The organism is Kiloniella spongiae, assembly GCF_001026905.1.
GTDB lineage: Bacteria > Pseudomonadota > Alphaproteobacteria > Kiloniellales > Kiloniellaceae > Kiloniella > Kiloniella spongiae.
In genome coordinates, this window is sequence record NZ_LAQL01000003.1 from 303,847 (window position 1) to 322,244 (window position 18,398).

Annotated in this window: 17 protein-coding genes and 1 riboswitch; of the genes, 10 read left to right on the top strand and 7 right to left on the bottom strand. The window is 45.7% G+C overall.

Translation table 11 applies throughout. The annotated features are described in order from the left end of the window. The 7 genes from WH96_RS05355 (at position 1) to WH96_RS05385 (ending at position 7,168) form a co-directional block, all read left to right on the top strand. On the top strand, positions 1–267 hold the full coding sequence (locus WH96_RS05355) for a sarcosine oxidase subunit delta (protein ID WP_156176702.1): 267 nt from the start codon (positions 1–3) through the stop codon (positions 265–267). Continuing rightward, positions 264–3,242: a sarcosine oxidase subunit alpha family protein gene (locus WH96_RS05360; RefSeq protein WP_047763069.1), complete on the top strand. Its 2,979-nt coding sequence runs from the start codon at positions 264–266 to the stop codon at positions 3,240–3,242. The genes WH96_RS05355 and WH96_RS05360 overlap by 4 nt, the downstream gene beginning before the upstream one ends. Next, positions 3,235–3,822, top strand: coding sequence for a sarcosine oxidase subunit gamma (locus tag WH96_RS05365; protein ID WP_047763070.1), 588 nt, complete (start codon positions 3,235–3,237; stop codon positions 3,820–3,822). The genes WH96_RS05360 and WH96_RS05365 overlap by 8 nt, the downstream gene beginning before the upstream one ends. Before the next feature lie 214 nt (positions 3,823–4,036). Further along, positions 4,037–4,609, top strand: a complete 573-nt coding sequence (locus tag WH96_RS05370; RefSeq protein ID WP_047763071.1) for a recombinase family protein — start codon at positions 4,037–4,039, stop codon at positions 4,607–4,609. A 60-nt stretch (positions 4,610–4,669) separates the two neighbouring features. Next, entirely contained in the window at positions 4,670–6,106 is a 1,437-nt protein-coding gene (locus WH96_RS05375) for an IS1182 family transposase (protein WP_047763072.1), read from the top strand. A gap of 158 nt (positions 6,107–6,264) precedes the next feature. Next, positions 6,265–6,690 (top strand): gamma-glutamylcyclotransferase family protein, encoded by a 426-nt coding sequence (locus tag WH96_RS05380; protein ID WP_156176703.1) that lies wholly within the window; start codon positions 6,265–6,267, stop codon positions 6,688–6,690. Positions 6,691–6,709: 19 nt separating this feature from the next. Further along, a complete protein-coding gene (locus WH96_RS05385) occupies positions 6,710–7,168 on the top strand; it encodes a GNAT family N-acetyltransferase (RefSeq protein ID WP_047763074.1) in 459 nt (152 codons plus the stop codon). Positions 7,169–7,194: 26 nt separating this feature from the next. Here WH96_RS05385 and WH96_RS05390 read toward each other — a convergent pair whose 3' ends face one another. Further along, the gene (locus tag WH96_RS05390; RefSeq protein ID WP_047763075.1) at positions 7,195–7,563 is read right to left on the bottom strand and encodes a hypothetical protein; all 369 of its coding nucleotides are present in this window, start codon (positions 7,561–7,563) and stop codon (positions 7,195–7,197) included. Between the two features lie 24 nt (positions 7,564–7,587). After that, positions 7,588–8,457: a LysR family transcriptional regulator gene (locus tag WH96_RS05395; protein ID WP_047763076.1), complete on the bottom strand. Its 870-nt coding sequence runs from the start codon at positions 8,455–8,457 to the stop codon at positions 7,588–7,590. A 128-nt stretch (positions 8,458–8,585) separates the two neighbouring features. On the opposite strand from WH96_RS05395, the gene WH96_RS05400 reads away from it, so the two are divergent. After that, entirely contained in the window at positions 8,586–8,951 is a 366-nt protein-coding gene (locus WH96_RS05400) for a DUF4440 domain-containing protein (RefSeq protein ID WP_047763077.1), read from the top strand. A gap of 126 nt (positions 8,952–9,077) precedes the next feature. Here WH96_RS05400 and WH96_RS21175 read toward each other — a convergent pair whose 3' ends face one another. Next, positions 9,078–10,925 carry an ATP-binding protein gene (locus tag WH96_RS21175; protein WP_053005714.1) on the bottom strand — a complete coding sequence of 616 codons (1,848 nt, stop codon included), beginning with the start codon at positions 10,923–10,925 and terminating at the stop codon, positions 9,078–9,080. A gap of 126 nt (positions 10,926–11,051) precedes the next feature. On the opposite strand from WH96_RS21175, the gene WH96_RS05410 reads away from it, so the two are divergent. Further along, complete coding sequence (locus WH96_RS05410) at positions 11,052–11,855, top strand: VOC family protein (protein ID WP_053005715.1); 804 nt, start codon at positions 11,052–11,054, stop codon at positions 11,853–11,855. Positions 11,856–11,899: 44 nt separating this feature from the next. Here WH96_RS05410 and WH96_RS05415 read toward each other — a convergent pair whose 3' ends face one another. The 4 genes from WH96_RS05415 to WH96_RS21895 form a co-directional block, all read right to left on the bottom strand. After that, the gene (locus WH96_RS05415; protein WP_082130351.1) at positions 11,900–12,991 is read right to left on the bottom strand and encodes a FecCD family ABC transporter permease; all 1,092 of its coding nucleotides are present in this window, start codon (positions 12,989–12,991) and stop codon (positions 11,900–11,902) included. Between the two features lie 61 nt (positions 12,992–13,052). Further along, positions 13,053–14,048, bottom strand: a complete 996-nt coding sequence (locus WH96_RS05420) for an ABC transporter substrate-binding protein (protein ID WP_047763078.1) — start codon at positions 14,046–14,048, stop codon at positions 13,053–13,055. Between the two features lie 25 nt (positions 14,049–14,073). After that, positions 14,074–14,871 carry an ABC transporter ATP-binding protein gene (locus tag WH96_RS05425; RefSeq protein WP_047763079.1) on the bottom strand — a complete coding sequence of 266 codons (798 nt, stop codon included), beginning with the start codon at positions 14,869–14,871 and terminating at the stop codon, positions 14,074–14,076. Positions 14,872–14,928: 57 nt separating this feature from the next. Then, entirely contained in the window at positions 14,929–15,141 is a 213-nt protein-coding gene (locus WH96_RS21895; protein WP_156176704.1) for a hypothetical protein, read from the bottom strand. A gap of 106 nt (positions 15,142–15,247) precedes the next feature. Further along, a riboswitch (cobalamin riboswitch) is annotated at positions 15,248–15,467 on the bottom strand. 127 nt (positions 15,468–15,594) lie between these two features. Between WH96_RS21895 and WH96_RS05430 the strand changes: the two genes are divergently transcribed. After that, positions 15,595–18,366, top strand: a complete 2,772-nt coding sequence (locus WH96_RS05430) for an SEL1-like repeat protein (protein WP_047763080.1) — start codon at positions 15,595–15,597, stop codon at positions 18,364–18,366. Positions 18,367–18,398 lie beyond the last annotated feature (32 nt).

Sequence of the window (18,398 nt, forward strand, 5' to 3'; positions counted from 1 at the left end):
ATGATTCGAATTAATTGCCCTGTTTGCGGGGTGCGGGATGAGACAGAATTTAATTACTTAGGCGACGCAACTGTCAAGCGGCCCCCAATGAGCGAAACTGATCAGAAAATCTGGGTCGACTACGTATTCTTTCGTGATAATCCCCGTGGACGGCATCAGGAATTCTGGCACCACGTTCTCGGATGCCGACAGTGGTTAATTGTGGAACGCAATACAGCTACACACGAAATATATGACTGCAATCTGGCTCAGGAATTTCCAACATGACTTCGCGCAGATTACCAAGCGGCGGCAGGATTAACCGAAACATACTCTTATCAATGCATTTCAATGGTCATGAAGTCATCGGACATCCCGGTGATACATTCGCTTCAGCTTTACTGGCTGCGGATGAAACTATTATTGCCCGAAGCTTCAAATACCATCGCCCACGCGGGATCTATTCTGCTGGGGTAGAAGAGCCCAACGCCCTCGTACAATTGAGATCGGGTGCACGTACAGAGCCAAATACAAAAATAACGACGCAGGAAGCTTTTGCTGGTTTAGATGCTTACGGACAGAATGCATGGCCCAGTTTACGGTTTGATTTTCAAGCGATGAACCGCTATTTGGCGCCATTTATAGCCGCAGGCTTCTATTACAAAACGTTTATAGGTCCCTTTCGTGGAACTACGTTCTGGATGGGCTGTGAAAAAATCATCCGTAGAGCAGCAGGTATGGGGCAAGGAGAGCATACACCCGACCCCGATACATATCAAAAAAGCCACTTATTTTGTGATGTACTCGTAATTGGAGGAGGGCCGGCAGGATTGAGTGCAGCACTTGCAGCAGGACAAGCCGGCGAACGTGTGGTTTTGATCGAGCAGGATTTTGAATTAGGAGGTTCTCTTTTATCCAATCCGGCTGGGCAAAACAGTGATACATGGTTATCCAATATTGTCGAGCAGCTAAAGGCATTGGATAATGTGAAAATCTTAATACGAACCACAGTGTTTGGAGCTTATGACAATGATATCTATGGCGCTGTTGAAAGAGTTTGGGACCACGTAGAGCTTGTACCTGACAACCAACATCGACAGATTTACTGGCAGATCAGAACAAAGCGCGCGGTAATGGCGACTGGCGCAGTAGAGCGTTTACTTGTCTTTGGTAACAATGACCTGCCAGGTGTCATGCTGGTATCAGGTGTGCGCAGCTATTTGAATCGCTATGCCGTTCTGGCCAGTGAATCTATAGTCGTCGCAACGAACAATAACAGTGCCTATGAAACCGCAATTGAATTAGCCCAGGCTGGTGCAAAGGTAATACTGGTGGATGTACGTCAGCATCCATCTGAAAATCTTCGCTCTTTGCTTTTATCTGCTGGCGGATCAGTTATAACTGGTCATGGTGTATTGACAGCAGTGGGTCGCTTGCGTGTCAAGGGAGCGAAAATCGTCCCGGTTGATGACAATGGCTGTGCGACAGGATCCACCCAAACTCTTGATTGTAATTTGATTGCTGTTTCTGGCGGTTGGTCTCCTGTCGTTCACCTCTGGAGCCATAGGCAGAAAAAGCCCGTGTTTGATTATGAATCATGGTCTTTTTTGCCCGAGATCAATGCGCTTCAAAACCTAAAACCTGTTGGAAGTGCAATTGCTGCTCCGTCTTTACAGGATACTATTGCACAAGGAGCAGAGGCCGGGGCAAAAAACTCAACCATTCCGCCACTAAAAGCTCCGATCGAAAATTCTGATCACTGGGCGCCTGATATTTCTGCTATATGGTGTATCATGGAGGCCAACGGTAAGTCTTATGGTAAAGCATTTATCGATCTTCAGCACGATGTTGCAGTATCCGATATCGATCTGGCCCATCGAGAAGGATATGTATCGGTCGAGCACCTAAAACGCTACACGACGACAGGTATGGCCACAGATCAAGGCAAATTATCAAACTTCCCAGCCTTATCACGGATGGCTGAACTACAGGGGAAATCTATCCCTGAAACAGCAACTACGACGTTTCGTCCGCCCTTTACGCCGACGACAGTTGGTGCACTTGCTGCTAATGATTCTGGACACCACTTTAGCCCGACACGATATTCTCCATTGCACGACTGGCATGTGAAACATGGTGCTGAGATCACACAAGCTGGTTTGTGGTTACGTCCGTGGTATTATCCCAAACAAAAAGAAACTCTGAATGACACTTGTCGACGAGAAGCCGCTCATGTACGCAATCATGTAGGTATCGTCGATGTATCTACTCTTGGCAAAATCCAGGTTCAGGGCCCCGATGCAGCCGAGTTTTTGAACTGTCTTTATGTAAACGGTTGGAAAACCTTGCAAATTGGACGTATTCGCTATGGTGTGATGTTACGCGAAGATGGAATTGTGCTAGATGACGGGGCTACCGCGCGTATTGGAGAACATGATTATTTCATGTCCACTACTACAGCCAATGCTGCCAAAGTATTGGCTTTTAGCGAACAGTTGCTTCAAACCGAGTGGAAAGATCTCAAAGTACATGTGACTTCGGTTACTGATCAGTGGGCAGCTATGGCCATAGCAGGTCCAAAATCCCGGGCTGTCCTATCGTCAGCTTCCGGCTCAATTGATCTAAGTGCTGATGCATTACCAAACAATCATTTCACAAAAGCTGAAATCGGCGGGGTGCTTTGTCGCATCCATAGGATGAGCTTTTCTGGTGAACTTGCTTATGAGGTTTATGTTCCATCAAAATATAGCGAGTATGTCTGGGAGAAAATCCTCTCGGACGGAGCGGCTTATGACATTCTTCCCTATGGCACCGAATCCATGGGTACGCTCAGGATAGAAAAAGGACATGTTGCTGGACCTGAACTTGATGGGCGTACAACTTTACGTGACATTGGGCTGGATGGGATGGCATCAAGCAAGAAACCATTTATTGGATCAGTCTTGCGCAACAGGGCACACTTGTTGGCAGAAGATCGCCCTGTACTTGTCGGTCTGGAAATTTTGGGCGATACAGGCGCGAAATCGGGAGCGCTCCTTTATGATTTGAAAGGAGAAACAACCAATCACGGTTTGGGGTGGGTATCGTCCACCACATATTCCCCTGCACTCGGAAAATATGTGGCTTTAGGCTTCCTTGCCAATGGAAAGCATCGCCATGGAGACATGATCCGAGTGATCAATTTTCTAGAGGGCCAAGATCAACTCGCCAAAGTTACCTCACCAAATTTCTTTGATCCGAAAGGAGTTCGACAGAATGGCTGAATATCGCTCGCCACTCACAACGGCAATGACACAGAAGTTATACGGAGGGCTATCGGCTAGTGCTGGCGTAACACTAAGTGAAAAGCCAATAGGTGGATTAGCACAATTCGCCGGTTGGGAGGCTTTTTCTGATGTAATTTTGCAAACTTTTGATTTGTTGGAACCACTCGCATATAACACTACCAGAAGCACAGGAGGTTTCACTCTATACAGGATCGCTCCAACACGGGTACAGGTGCATCATGCAGAAGCTCTGGAGCTTCTTGAAATAGCCGACCAAATAGACATGACACAAGCTGGATTTGTCGATTTGAGTCATGCAAGGTGCCGCCTATGCCTCAGTGGGGCTGCTGCTGAAAAAGTCCTGCAACGCATTGCTCCATTAGACTTTGACCTGACTATATTTCCTGTTGGGGGGTTTTATCAATCTGGTATTCACCACATTCCAGTGTTGTTTCATAGAACCGACGATCAGGAGTTTGATCTATTTATCCCCACGACCTGGGCTGTGAGCATCTTCGAATATCTCTATGATGCCGCTCTGAGTTACGGAATTAATATTATGGCCCTAGAGAGTTGAGTTAAATTACTGAAAATTTCAAAAATTATGATTGAAATTAATTTTTGGGGCAGCCCCAAAAGAAAAAATGATAGTTTACTTTAACGACCGTTATTCTGAACTTATTCTGTCTTAACGTATCAATTGCCAAAATTGATGATCAGGTGTATAAAAAACTGGTTTACATAAACAACGTTTAATTTTTATACTTCATATGAGTTTGTTTAACTAAATCATGAAATTTGGCTACGCACGTATTTCCACTAATGAGCAAAATCTGGATTTACAGATTGATGCATTAAAAAAAGCTGGTTGCGAGGAAATATTTTCGGAAATTGTCAGTGGTACCAAAACTGAGCGGAAGGAACTTGATAAGCTTTTAGATCTGGTTCGTGCAGATGATGTTATTGTTATCTGGAAACTGGATCGACTTGGACGTTCCTTAAAGCACCTGATCATGCTCGTTAATAAACTCGTTGGTGAGGGAGTGGGTATTAAAAGCCTGAATGATCCGATTGATACAACCAACCCGCAAGGCAGACTTGTTTTCAATATCTTTGCTTCACTTGCCGAGTTTGAACGGGATCTCATTAGTGAACGAACTCAAGCCGGACTTAAAGCTGCTCGAGCAAGAGGCCGGACAGGTGGACGACCAAAAGGCCTATCTGAAGAAGCCAAGTTAAAAGCCATTGCAGCAGAAACTCTATACAGAGAAGGTGAGTTGCCTGTAACCAGTATCGCGGAAAACCTTGGTATCAGTAAAGCCACGCTTTATAGCTATTTAAGGCATAGAGGCATTAAGTTTTGAGCTTGATTAAATATGTGGTTTTGGGATTCCTGAATGTAATTCCACATGATATATTGATGCATGACACATATATCAGGAAGCTCTCGCTCCCAGTTACTCTTATTACCGGAAAGGGTTGATGATTATGTTGGCCCAAATAATACAGTTCGATTCATTGATGCTTTTGTAGATGATTTGGATTTAAAAGAAGCCGGCTTTACAAGAGTGCAACCAAAATCAACAGGCCGACCAGGCTATGATCCTGCCGATCTCTTAAAGCTTTACATTTATGGATATCTGAACAGAATACGCTCCAGCCGGAAACTAGAGATTGAAGCCCACCGAAACATAGAGGTGATATGGCTATTGCGACACTTGAAACCTGATTTCAAGACAATTGCTGATTTTCGCCGTGACAACCGCTCTTGTTTTAAAAAAGTGTTTCGAGAGTTTGTCCTTATATGTCGAAAACTTGATCTTTTCGGACGAAAGCTACTCGCTGTTGATGGCACAAAGATTAAAGCCGTCAATAGTAAGGCAAACAATTTTACACGTGTATCTCTATCCAAGATGATTAAGGAAGCTGACGAACGGCTTGATACTTATTTAAAGCGTCTTGATGAAGTTGATAAGGACGATGTTGAAACTAATCATTGTGTAAATGATGGAAACCTTACAGATAAGATCAAGGGTATTAAGGCCCGACAAAATCAACACAAAGTGCTTCTTGAACAATTGGAAGAGACAGGTGAAAGCCAGGTTTCTCTATCCGATCCTGACAGCCGTCGCATGATGGGAGGGAGTACAGGTCATCGGGTTAGTTATAACGCGCAGATAGCTGTTGATTGCAAACATAACCTGATTGTTGAGCAAGAGGTCACTAATCATGGTTCTGACCTAGGGTTATTAGCTAAAACAGCGGGGCCAGCTCGTTCTGTTCTCGGTGTTGAGAAAATTGAAGTTGTTGCAGACAAAGGGTATTACAAAATTGAAGATATAGAAGCCTGTGAGAACGATAACCTTATAGCTTATGTATCCAAACCGCAGCGTGGGTCTTCTGTAGCCGCGGGATATTTTTCAAAAGAAGTATTCCAGTTTGATGAAAAGGGTGATTTTTATATCTGTCCGGCAGGACAAAAATTATCCACGCGTTATGTTAGTAAGTTACGAGATAATACTCGCTTAACATATTGTAACCGTGCAGCCTGCAAAGTCTGTCCATTGCGATCACAGTGTACAAATCAAAGATTTCGTAAAGTGTCTAGATTTGAGAACGAAGCAGTTCTTGATCGTATGGCCGAGAGATTAAAAAAGCGCCCCGAGATGATGAATTTGCGGCGGTGCTCTGTTGAACATCCCTTTGGTTCGATTAAGCAATGGATGAACCAGGGTGCATTTTTAACATGTAGATTAGAGAATGTGCGTGGAGAATTCAGCTTGACCGCTTTGGCGTACAATATGAGACGAGCTATCAACCTTGTCGGCGTAAAAGGATTACTGGCGGCTTTAGAAACCTAAAGTGCTTAAATTCGTTCAATTTTTAAATATTAAGCATTATTGTAAAAAATAACGCCTCTTTTACAGCAAAATACGAGATTTCATGGTGGTTTCGGACAGAGGGAAGCCTTTGTTGATCAATTGCCTATATCTTTATTTCAAAAGTTTACGGACTTGAAATGACAAATATAAGTCCACGAGGAGTTTTCACACGGTCTGGTCTGTTTATGGACAAAGACTTGCTGGTAACAAAGGGAATAACACCTATTTTTTCGCAGAAAGCGCGGGCGGATAACTTTGCTCTCAAAATAGGTGAACGCGCCTCACTTGTGAAAGAACAGGGGGCCAGATCATACGGTGTTGTCATGACTTTGGAACAAGCGAAAGTTCGTGAGCTCTATGCCGAGGAAAACGTTCAGGAATACAGACCAGAGAAACTAACTGTCGAATATGAAGACGGCATACAGGAAGAAGTCACCTGTTACAACCTTCCCGTCAATCTGATCTGTGGTACCAACAGTGCGTATGCGCAAAAGTTATTGGAACTAACAACTGCCCTAGGATTTCCAGATGATTTTCTAAAACATATCAGGTCTTTTGTTTAGTTTTGATGGGGGAAATAGAATGTTAATAACAAGGCCAATTGAAAACCGGGACCTCGATCTGATCTGTGAACATCGGCATAAGATGTTCCAGGCAAGTGGAAAGCCTCGCGAAGAAGAGCTTGCAGCGATGGATTTGCCTTTTCGTGAATGGTTAGAGCCTCGTTTAAATGATGGGCGCTATTTTGGCTTTGTCGTTGAAAGCGAGGATGAGGCCATTGGTGGTATTGGTTTGATGGTTATCGACTGGCCACCACATCCTTGGCATCCGCAGGATGATCGCCGGGGATATGTCCTTAATATGTTTGTTGAACCTGATTATCGCGGTCAGGGTATTGCGACGGATTTAATGAAGATGGCAGATGCTGAGTTTCAACGTCGAGGCATTAGCTATGCAATCCTTCACGCAACCAGTAAGGGGCGTCCGCTTTATGAGCATCTGGGCTGGTCTGGAACGACAGAAATGGCAAAACAGTATTAAGTGTGTCGGGTATTTTAATCGCTAGATCAATTATCCTGCTCTTCCACCCACTCGGCTTGTCCAGCATCGTTGATACGCACGGTTAATTCATAGAGCCCGCCGGGATCGCCGTAGTGGTCGAAAACGAAGGTAAAACACTTTTTACAATTAGTGGGCTGAGGTTCTTTTAACCTTAAATTATGGCCGTCTTGAACATAGATTTCCGCTGTTTCAACAAAGCTAAAGGCCGTTGCTTGCAGTGCGGTTTTCTCTTCAGGAGATATCGTAGCTGCCGTTGTATTCTGTACTGTTTCATCTTCAACCATTTGATCTGGTTGCTGAGAGTAAAGGCCCGCCCCAATCGCGATGATCACGATAATAAGGAAGCTCGCCAAGGTCGTTTTGTTATTTTTCATAAGCTCATTCCCAAAAGAAAGATTTTACCGCAATTTTTCGCGGATGAGTGTGATAAAATCGCGGACCCGTTGTGGCGGTTTGGTGTCAAATTGGTGCAGGGCATAGATCGGGGCGTCACCAAGGGGAGATACTTTGATCAGAGAACTGCTTGCTTCGTCTGATGTTGTCGCGATGTCGGGTAATCTGGCAATTCCGAGGCCATTTTGGGTGAGCTTGAGGATATCGGGCAAACTATTACAGCGCGCACGAGGCAGAACTTTAAAAGAAACGCCTTTGGGTAAGGTATAGGTTACGGGGTTTCCCTGCCATTCATTGGCAATATGATCCCAGTTTTCCAGATCGTTCAGGTTGTTTGGAATGCCGCCCTGAGCCTGGATATAATCAGGGTGTGCATAGAGACTTTCGCTTAGAGTACCGACCTTGGTCACACGGGCGGTTTGTCCAGCCAGTTTGCCAACACGAATGGCGAGATCAATATGCTCTTCTATCAATTTGACAGAGGCATCTTCGGCTAGGAGACGGACTGACATTCGGGGATAACGATCAAGATAGAGCTTGATTGCCGGCGTAACAACAGCGGCGCAAAGCGCGTGAGGGGCCGTAATGGAAAGAGTGCCCTGTGGATTATCCTTGTCTTCCCATATGCTTTCCAGCGCGTTGTCATAGGCGTACTTTACCGCTAGGCAGCTATCATAAAAGCGAGCACCTGTATCTGTCAGGGTCAGGGCACGGGTGCTGCGTTGAAGCAGGCGGGTATTCATATCTGCTTCCAACCGGGAAATGGTCTGGCTAATGGCGGATTTACTACGCCCCAAACGGATGGATGCCGTGGTGAAAGATCGCGTGTCGACGACTTCTATAAAGGTCAGCATGTCGTGCACATTGGGTTTCATTGTTTAGTTTTCTTAAACTATGTAATCATCTAATTCTATCTTATCGTCTTTGCCTTCTCATGCAATAAAGATCTTGAAACGAACCAGATGGTTCTAGCGTGGTTAATGCAATTTGTGGAAATGATGAGATGACAACAGATCTAAAAGCAGCGGTTATAAAAGCCAGCGAAAAGTGGAAAGCAGCTTTTAATGCAGGTGATGCGGCGGGCTGTGCCGCTTGTTACGAAACCGATGCCATTATGGTTGCCAAGCCTTTTGGAACCTTTACCGGGCAGACTGAAATTCAGTCTTTTTGGCAGAACCTGATCAATGATGGCTTTACGGGGGTTGATTATTTGGGGCCGGAAATTACGGTTCTTGACGAAACGTCAGCTCTTTTGACCAGTGGCTGGAAGATGAACAAAGCACACGGGGTTATCACACGAGAGCTCTGGGTGCTTCAGGCCGATGGCACCATGGTACTGCGCGAAGATCATTTTGAAGCCCAGGGATAATCATCATTAGAGGGGAAAAACCTATTCATTAGGGAGAGAGGAACGGAAGGGACGAGGCGATTGGAAATAAGATACTTCTTGGTGGATAGTTGTTCTAGCAAATAAAGTGGCTATCAATGACAAGATTTATGAAGCCTCACGGTACCGATCCAATGTTTCGTTGAGCTGCTGTTCGGTAAAGGGCTTGGTTAGAACATCGTCCATGCCAGCTTCTAGGAACTCTGTGTGTCGCTCAAGGAAAGCTTCGGCAGTAAGTCCAATAATGGGCAGGTATTTGCCGTGATCAGTTGCTTTGATAACTTCTGTGGCTTCCATGCCGTTCATTTCGGGCATATGGATATCCATCAGAATCAGATCGGCCCAACCTTCCTGTGCGGCGTCCACAGCTTCTTTACCGTTTTCGACGCGTTTGACTTCGCAACCGGATTTTTTGAGGAAGGCAATGGCAATAGTCGCGTTCAGATCATTGTCTTCTGCGACGAGTACCTTGATAGCTTTTTGCCGTTTGGGCGTTGTTATCAGGGGACTGTCCATATCTTCTATTGTTGATTCCATAAATGGAAGAACAACATCAAAGCGTGTTCCCCGTCCAAGTTCACTGTCGATGAAGACATCGCCGCCCATAAGCTCTGTGAGCTGTTTTACAATTGTTAGACCTAGTCCTGTGCCCCCGTGTTTGCGGTTAATAGTAGTATCTTCCTGAGTAAAGGGGGCGAAAATGGAATTTACCCTGTCGGGGGCAATGCCGGGGCCTGTATCAATGATTGAAATAAGAAAGGCGCAATCTTTGACTTCTTTAACCCGTACATCATTTCGGGGCAGACTGTTGATAGAAACTGTAATCGTGCCTTGTTCTGTGAACTTAATTGCATTGCTGATCAAGTTCCACAGAATTTGCCGTAACCTGACGGGATCACCGTTGAGTATGGGGGCTTGATCAATACTATAAGTAACCCTTAGCTCTAAGCCTTTGTTGTCAATCAGGCTTTGAAAAGGAGTGGCGATGACGGTGACAAGATCTTGCAGATCAAAAGTTTTTTCCTCTAGCTCAATGCTTGCTGCTTCGATCCTGCTCATGTCCAGCACATCGTTGATGATCGCGAGAAGTGTTTCGCCCGAAGATAATATCGTTTTCACTTTCTTCTGCTGATCTTTGTTCAGATCTGTATCCATCAATAGCTGAGCAAGACCCAAAACACCGTTTAGGGGTGTTCTGATTTCATGGCTCATGGTGGCGAGGAAGTTGGATTTTGCGGCATTGGCCGTGGTCGCTGCTTCTTGAGCTTTGTGGATGTCATTGAGCTGTCTGCGCATAATGTTGTCAGCATGACGAACGATGAGAAAAAGAACCCCGTAGAGCGCCCCGAAACAAAGCAAAAGCCCTGTTACGACCTGAAAAGTGGTTTTTTCAATATGTTCGATAAGTGGGGTGGCATCACTATATAGCTCAAAGACCCCTTCCAGTTCGCCGTCCGGGCCCTTGATCGGGATGTAGCTTTCGACCAAATGGCGGTTCTTTACTTCGCCTTCAAAGGCCGGAAAAGTCTCACGAAAGGAATTTTTTGTGTGGGGTTGTTGATCTGCCAGCGTTGCTTCGAAGTTGGTGTTGCCGACTTTGCTGTCACCAATTTGTGCAAATTCTGATGAATAGATGGTTAGGCCATTTAAATCATACATTTTGATTTTCAGGATGGGTGTGCCTTTGGTCAGTGATCTGAGCCGTCTGTGAATATCCCAGGTTTCGGGGCGAACACGAAGGTTGTCCCCGTCAAGCCCCGAAACGCTATTCACATAGTTGCTGTAACGGGGCCAAATGATATTGGCAAAGGACTGCGCGAGGGCAACATTCTGGGTTTCAATAATGTTTGTTAGTTGGGTGTTTTCTTTTTCCCAGTACAGAAAAGACAGGATGAAGGTCACAAGCAAAATAGCCAATGCACTTGTAATGGAAAAATATCGAAGCAACCTGAACAATATGACAACCCTATGTTTTCCCATCTGTAAATCACAAATATTTGTGCAAGGACTTACAGGCAGTAATATTTGTGACTACTATAGAAAGCGCAGAGTTAATTCTCTCTTAAATTAAGGTATTTCAAGGTGAAACGTATTACTGCTACACATTTCCGGGTGCCGGATTTTACTGATCTTGGTGCGTTCTATGGCAGCCTGTTGGGGATGAAAGTTGTTCATCAAGATAGGGACAGAATGGCTTTCAGTTTTGATGCTTCGCAAAACTCTCTGGTCTTTCAAAAAGCAGAGGTTACCGCCTATGACACCGGGCCAAAAGATTTTTACTGGAAAATAGGTATCACGGTACAGAACCTGGATGTGGTCGTCAGTTATTTACGGGAAAGAAGTGTGGTCTTAAGTGATCCCTATCAGTTCAGAGATATTGGCTATATGACAAAGATCATTGATCCCAAAGGCTTTCACATCGAATTGCTGCAACAGGGATTTGAGGGTAATGGAACACAGTTTGACCCCGGCGCTTACCCATCGGGTCATCCAATAGCAGACCAAGCTATTCTGGCGCATATTACGTTGAGAGTTACCGATCTGCTTCCGGCACGCCACTATTTCGAAAAGAAACTGGGGATGCGTTTGATGTCGATCCAGCCTGTAAGTGACAGAGGATTTTGCCTCTATTTCTATAGCTGGAATGAAGAAAACCTTCCCGATCCTGATCTGAAAGCCGTTGCCAATCGTGAATGGCTCTGGCGTCGTCCCTATAGCTTGATTGAGTTGCAGCATTGGGAAGATCCGGCGGCGCAGCTTTCACAAACGCCTATGGATCAAGCAGGTTTTGACGGTTTTTCTTTTGCGGGTGAGGGTGATCCGGTTCAGAACAAAGTTTCTTTCGCTGATTTGTCAGCGGTATTATTAAGGGAACAAACTATCTAAAAGCTCCTGACAACAGGCTCTATGGAGTGAAAAATCTACTCTTCCTAACGCCGTTGTCCGCGCCCCAGAAGCCAGATAAAGAACAGGCCGCCGATCAGGCCGGTTATGATGCCGATGGGCATGTCTTCGGGGGCCATGATGGTACGCGCCGCGATATCGGCCCAGATTAGAAAGATTGCACCGACCAGTGCCGATCCGGGCAGAACATAACGATAGTTACCACCAACAAAACGTCGGAGGATATGGGGCACCATCAAACCGATAAAACCGATCATACCGGAAAAGGCAACCATGACGCCGGTGACAAGGGCCCCGACCACAAAGATCGTCAGGCGAAAACGGGCAACAGGAATACCCAATGTCGAGGCAGTTTCATCGCCGACTGTCATGGCATTGAGTTCAGTGGATTTCAGCCAGAAATACAGACCGCCAATGATGAGAATTATCAGAGGGTAGAGCAGCTGTGACCATTGGGCGAGACCAAGACCGCCGAGCATCCAGAAGACAACCGTGTGGGTTGAGCGAGGATCGCCGATAAAGATCAGGATATTAGCCCCGGCCATAACCACAAAGGAAACAGCAACCCCGGCAAGGATCAAGCGGTCTGCCGAGGTTGCTGATGTCATGCGTGACACCAGTAAAACCAGAGCAGATGCACCCAGTGCGCCGATGAAGGCAAACAGCGGTACTGTGATCAGGCCGAGAAAGAGGCCTGTATGTAATAACGCCAATATGGCACCAAAAGCTGCCCCGGAAGAGATCCCCAGAAGATGCGGATCTGCCAGTGGGTTTCGCGTGACAGCTTGTAAGGTTGCTCCGACCAAGGCCAATCCGGCCCCGACCAATCCGGCGAGAATAACCCGGGGAAAACGAATATCCCAAACAATAGCTTCGCGCCCAGCAGACCAACTTTGTTCAAGGGTGCCAGAACTAAGTTTATTAATCAGAATGGACCAAACGGTTTGCTGCGGGACGGGGATCGCCCCTACAGATACGGCAAGTGAGATCGAAAAGATAAGACAGCAAAGCCCTGAAATCATGAGAAAGGCAAACTTTCTGTCATTCAGAAACACTTTCCATAAAGATTGTGTTGTCCAGTTCGACCTTTTCCCTGCTTGTGGTGTGATACTGCTCATCTTTGTCGATCTCTCTTTGATACCTATTCGCCTTGATAGCTACTTTTCGGTGCCTGTTCGTCTATGAACCGTAAAAGGCTGTCGCCAGTTTCTTTACAGCTTCGATATTGCGGGGACCGGGTGTTGCTTCGACGTATTCCAGAACCACAAAACGCTCATTTTTGACCGCATCAATATTGGCAAAGGCGGGATTGTTTTTCATATAAGCGATTTTTTGCTCGGCTGTAACATTGCCATAGTTCACAATCACAACAACTTCGGGGTTACGATCTACCACAGCCTCCCAACCAACTGTCGCCCAGCTTTTGTCAAAATCATCCATGATGTTGGTGCCACCAGCTGCTTCGATTATGGCTGTTGGCATGGCATAACGACCGGCGGTAAAGGGTTTATCTTCGCCGCTGTCATAAACGAAAACCCGTAGTGGATTGGCTGGTTTTTTCAAACCTTTTTCAAAATTGGATAACTCTGTTTTATATTCCGAAACAAGTGTTTTTGCTTTTTCTTCGACGCCAAAAATCGCACCTAGATTAAGCAGGTCATTATACATATCCTGCATGGTGACTTTGTTCTTTTCTCCGATATGGATGCAAGATTCAGTCAGTTCATAAACCTTGATATCAAAAGGCGTAAGGGTTTCCGGTGTTACTTCACCCCCGACTTTCATGCCATAGTTCCACCCGGCGAAATAGAAGTCGGCATCAGCCCCGATCAACACTTCTTTTGTTGGGTATTTTTCAGACAGTTCCGGTAACTCGGCAACACCATCGCGCATTTTTTCATCCAGCGTTTTCCAACCGGAAATACCTGTGTAGCCAACCATGCGATCGCGAAGGCCAAGAACCAGCATCATTTCCGTCAGATTGACGTCGTTGGAAACAGCAGCCTTTGGCGGCGTGTCAAAAGTAACCTGGCGATTGCAGCTTGGAACCGTTACGGGATCTGCTGCGGCTTGTAAGGGAGACAGAAGGGCAGTGGCAGTCAGTGTTAGTGATAAAATACCACCGGATAAAAAGCCGGGAAAATGACCAGAAGAGGAAAGAGATTTTTTATGCATTATTTTCTCCGTGAAAAGTATAAATTCAAGGTTCGAGATGAAAGGTGAAGTGTGATTGATTACTTGGCATCAGTCGTTCAATCCGACTGGTTATGCCAAAGGCGCGATCAACCAATTGTTCAGTGAGAACCTGATCCGAAGGACCAAAGGCCAGACAACGGCCATCGGCGAGGACCAGAACATCATCCGTATATTGCCCGACCAGATTGAGGTCATGCAGGCTGGTGATGATGGTCATATCAAGGTTACGTAACAGCAAGAGCACTTCGAGTTGGTGACGAATATCTAGATGATTTGTTGGTTCATCCAAAATCAGAACATGGGGTTCCTGGGCAAGAGCACGGGCAACCATTACGCGCTGTCGTTCGCCACCTGACAGAGTACCAAAGGATCGCTTGGCAAAGCCCTGCAGGTTCAAGGTTGCAAGGGCCGTATCGATAATGATTTTATCCCGCGAACCGATCTGTGAAAATCCACGCCTGTGAGGGGTGCGGCCCAGGGCAACGATTTCCCCGACACTCAGGGCAAAATCTGTCGGCTGTTCCTGAAGAACGGCAGCGATTTTTTGTGCTGCAGTTCGGGGAGACAGTTGCCAGAGATCTTGGCCATCTATCGATACCTGCCCACTGCGGGGGCGATGGAACCGATAGAGCAGGCGCAGTAAGGTTGATTTTCCGGCGCCGTTGGGGCCGATAACCCCCAGTATTCGGCCAGGTTCAGCATGAAAGCTGATATTAGATAAAAGGTCAGGTTGCCCCTTTGGACCCCAAGAGAGGTCGTTGGCCTGAAGTGATGTAGGGGCCTGAAGTGACGCATGTTTCATTATTATGTCTTAATGTTTTAATGATTATATGTTATGTTATAACATTACTATATTTACCTACCCGCAATAATCCGGTAGCGCAAGAGCAGAAATACACTGGCTTGGTTTCAGGATTTTCTGTGTGATAGTTAAGCGTTCAGGAACCCAAGGGAGTGAAACCCTAAATTTCATGTCTGATGGTTTTGTATAGGGTTTGACGGGCCTATTGGGATCGTTTGACGACAATAGGTCGAATATATTTGCGGTATTTTTCTTTGTTGTGGTTTCCATAGCACCCTCCGTGCCTGGACAAGAGGATGGAACAGGGATATCAGGTCGCGGCTGTTGCGCCGGATAACCATCTTTATCACCCTTTCCGAGGCACCCCGCCCGGTTAGCGTTTACGACAAAGATGGCAGGTCTCCTGACTTGCGGGTCGAAGCAACATCTGAACCTTCCCGAACCAGATTGGTTCAGTGGTTAATCTCAGAGTGGCTCGCCGCTTACAGTTGCGGGGGCAGTCACGGAATTGGCACCTGATGGTTACACCGCACCGTGTTCCCTTTTCATCCCGGACTCAGCTTTGATATCCAGAAACCATCGCTGCGGATGCTGTCAAAGTTCGGGGGAATAATCAAGGCGATTTTTTAAACGACATCTTGCAGTTTTAAATTATTAGGACTCAGGCTTGTTTCTGACAGTCAAGGCAACTATTACTAGAATAAATATCAATAAGGGGACTTGGTGTTGCGAAAACTGTCTTCAATCGTACTTTTTGTTATTATTTTTGCTGGGGTTGTTTCTTTTTCTGACAGAGGACAAGCCGCGGGCCTTAATGATGGCAATATTCGTGATCGTGGGATTTGCGCTGAAAATAATACAGAAAAATGCCTTGGATATAACAAGGATCATGCCCCCGAGAGTGCGTTGAATAGCACTATTCGCATTGAGAACTATCGAAAGGGGTGCGAACAGGGGGAGAGCTGGGATTGTTATAGTCTGGCATGGAGCTACGACACGGGTGATGGCGTGGCTAGAGATACGGACAAGGCTATAAAATTCTATGGCAAAGCTTGCGATGCAAATGAATATTATGCCTGCACCAATTTGGGAAATTTTTACGAGTACGGGGATGGTACAGATGTGGATTTCAAGGCAGCCTTTCGTAATTATCAATTTGGTTGTGGCGGGGATGATGGGTTGGGCTGTTATCGTTTAGGGCGGCTATACGAAGAAGGTTCTGGATTACCCAAAAACATGGATCGTGCGATAGAGCTTTATGACCGTGCATGCCGATATGGTGAAGCGTTGGGCTGTTCTGTTCTGGGGTGGATCTATACAAACGGCATAGGTGTCAAACAGGATTTTGACGAAGGTATCGGGTTGTACCGAAAGGCGTGTGATGCAGATGAAGGTACAGCCTGTTCCAATCTTGCGGGTTTTTACGACGAGGGAAAAATTCTCGATAGAGATATTGATGAAGCTATTACGTTATATCGAAAAGCATGTAATCTTGAAAATGCACTTGGGTGCAATAATCTGGCTTGGTCTTATGAATATGGCGAGGGGCTTGAAAAAGACCTGACAAAGGCTTTTGTGTTTTATGAAAAATCCTGTGATCTAGGCTATTCATTAGCCTGTAGTAATCTTGGTTGGTTTTACGAAAATGGTCTTGGTGTTTCTGCCAATAAAGATAAAGCGTTAGAGCTTTATAAAATAGGATGTGATGGCGAAGAAGCGACTTCTTGCAACAGATTGGGCTGGTTTTGGGAAAATGGCACAGAAGGTGTCAAAGATCTATCCAAGGCACTTCAACTGTATAACAAATCTTGCGATCTTGAGTATAATGTTGGGTGTTTTAACGTCGGTATGGCTGCGGAACAAGGTCTGGGACGCGAAGTTGATATAAATCGGGCGATTACTTATTTCAATAAATCTTGTGATGATGATTATGCTGACGCGTGTATGCGATTGGCAAGTATTTATGATGAGGGAACACTGGTCCGAGAAGATGATCGTAAAGCATCACAGTATTACCAACGCGCCTGTGATCTGGAGCTTGGGGATGGTTGTACCAATCTGGGTATTCTCTACAAAGATGGTGATGGCCTTGATCAATCAGTGGATCAGGCATTGAAATATGTTCTCTTGGGCTGTGATAATGGCGATGGTCTGGGCTGTTTTAATGCAGGTTTTTTTTATGACGACGGTACTCTGATTAAACAAAATTATGCAAAGGCCATCAGTTTTTATGAAAAGGCTTGTGATCTGGATATAGCATCGGCGTGTTTTAATCTGGGCGTTTTGCACGAAGAAGGAAATGGCTCAACGCAGAACGGTTTAATTGCTGTGTCGATGTATGAGAAATCCTGTCAGAAAGGGTTGCCCGACGGATGTACAACTGCGGGCATGTATCATGCGGAAGGTCTCGTACTTGAAGAGAACTTCGTAAAGTCGGCTTCTTATTTCAAAACCGCGTGTGACGGAGGGGATGCGTTGGGGTGTTCTCTTCTAGCCCGCAGTTATTATGATGGTGCAGGCGTCAAACAAAGCAAAGAAAAAGCTGCTAATCTTTTCACTCAGGCATGTGCTGAAAAAGAACCGGATGCCTGTCAGGTTCTGGCATGGATGTATATTGAAGGTGATGGCGTCGGCCAGGATATTGACCGAGGCTTTGACATGTTCGAAAGCGGGTGTGATCGCAATGAAATGATGTCCTGTTTTGGTTTGGGGTGGGCCTATGATACTGGAACGGGTACTGATGTAAATACTGGAAAGGCCGAAGATTTATATCGTCGTACCTGTGATGCAGATGTCGGGGACGGATGTAATAATCTGGGTACTTTGTATGAGAATGGCCGCATTGGTAAATGGAACCAGACAAAAGCGGATAACCTGTATCAAAAAGCCTGTGATCTTGATTACTCCCTGGGGTGTTCTAATCTGGCGAGCAGTTATTTCAGGGCCGGAATGTTGAAGATTTCATCAGGTGAAAACAGACCCGAGTTTAAAAAAGCCGTTCCCCTGTTTTCGAAGGCTTGTGATGCTGTGGAAGGCAAGGGATGTTACAGTTTGGGCATGATGCAGGTCATGGGATATGGCATCGAAAAAGATGTTAAAAAAGGTATTGGCCTGGTGGAACATTCCTGTGAAATAGGTTGGGCAGAAGGTTGTTCAGTTTTGGGAGGGTTTAACTTTATCGGTCATATGGTTGAGAAAGATATCAATAAATCCTATACTTATTTTACAAAGGCCTGTGATGCTGGTGAACCCACAGGATGTCTTGGTTTGGGGGATATCTATGATGTTGGTGGCCCAGTGGAACAAGACAGTAAAAAGGCCGCATCTATCTTTCGTGAAGCCTGTGAAAATGATTTGGCTAGGGGATGTTCCAAGCTTGCCAAACTTTACAAAAAAGGGCGTGGTGTGAGTAAGAGCTTAACCAAGGCAAAAGAGTATATGAATAAGGCCTGTACCCTTGGAAACCATCTGGACTGCTTGATGAAAGATCTGTGAGGTTAAGGAAGTATGTCAGCACAAGCTGTGAA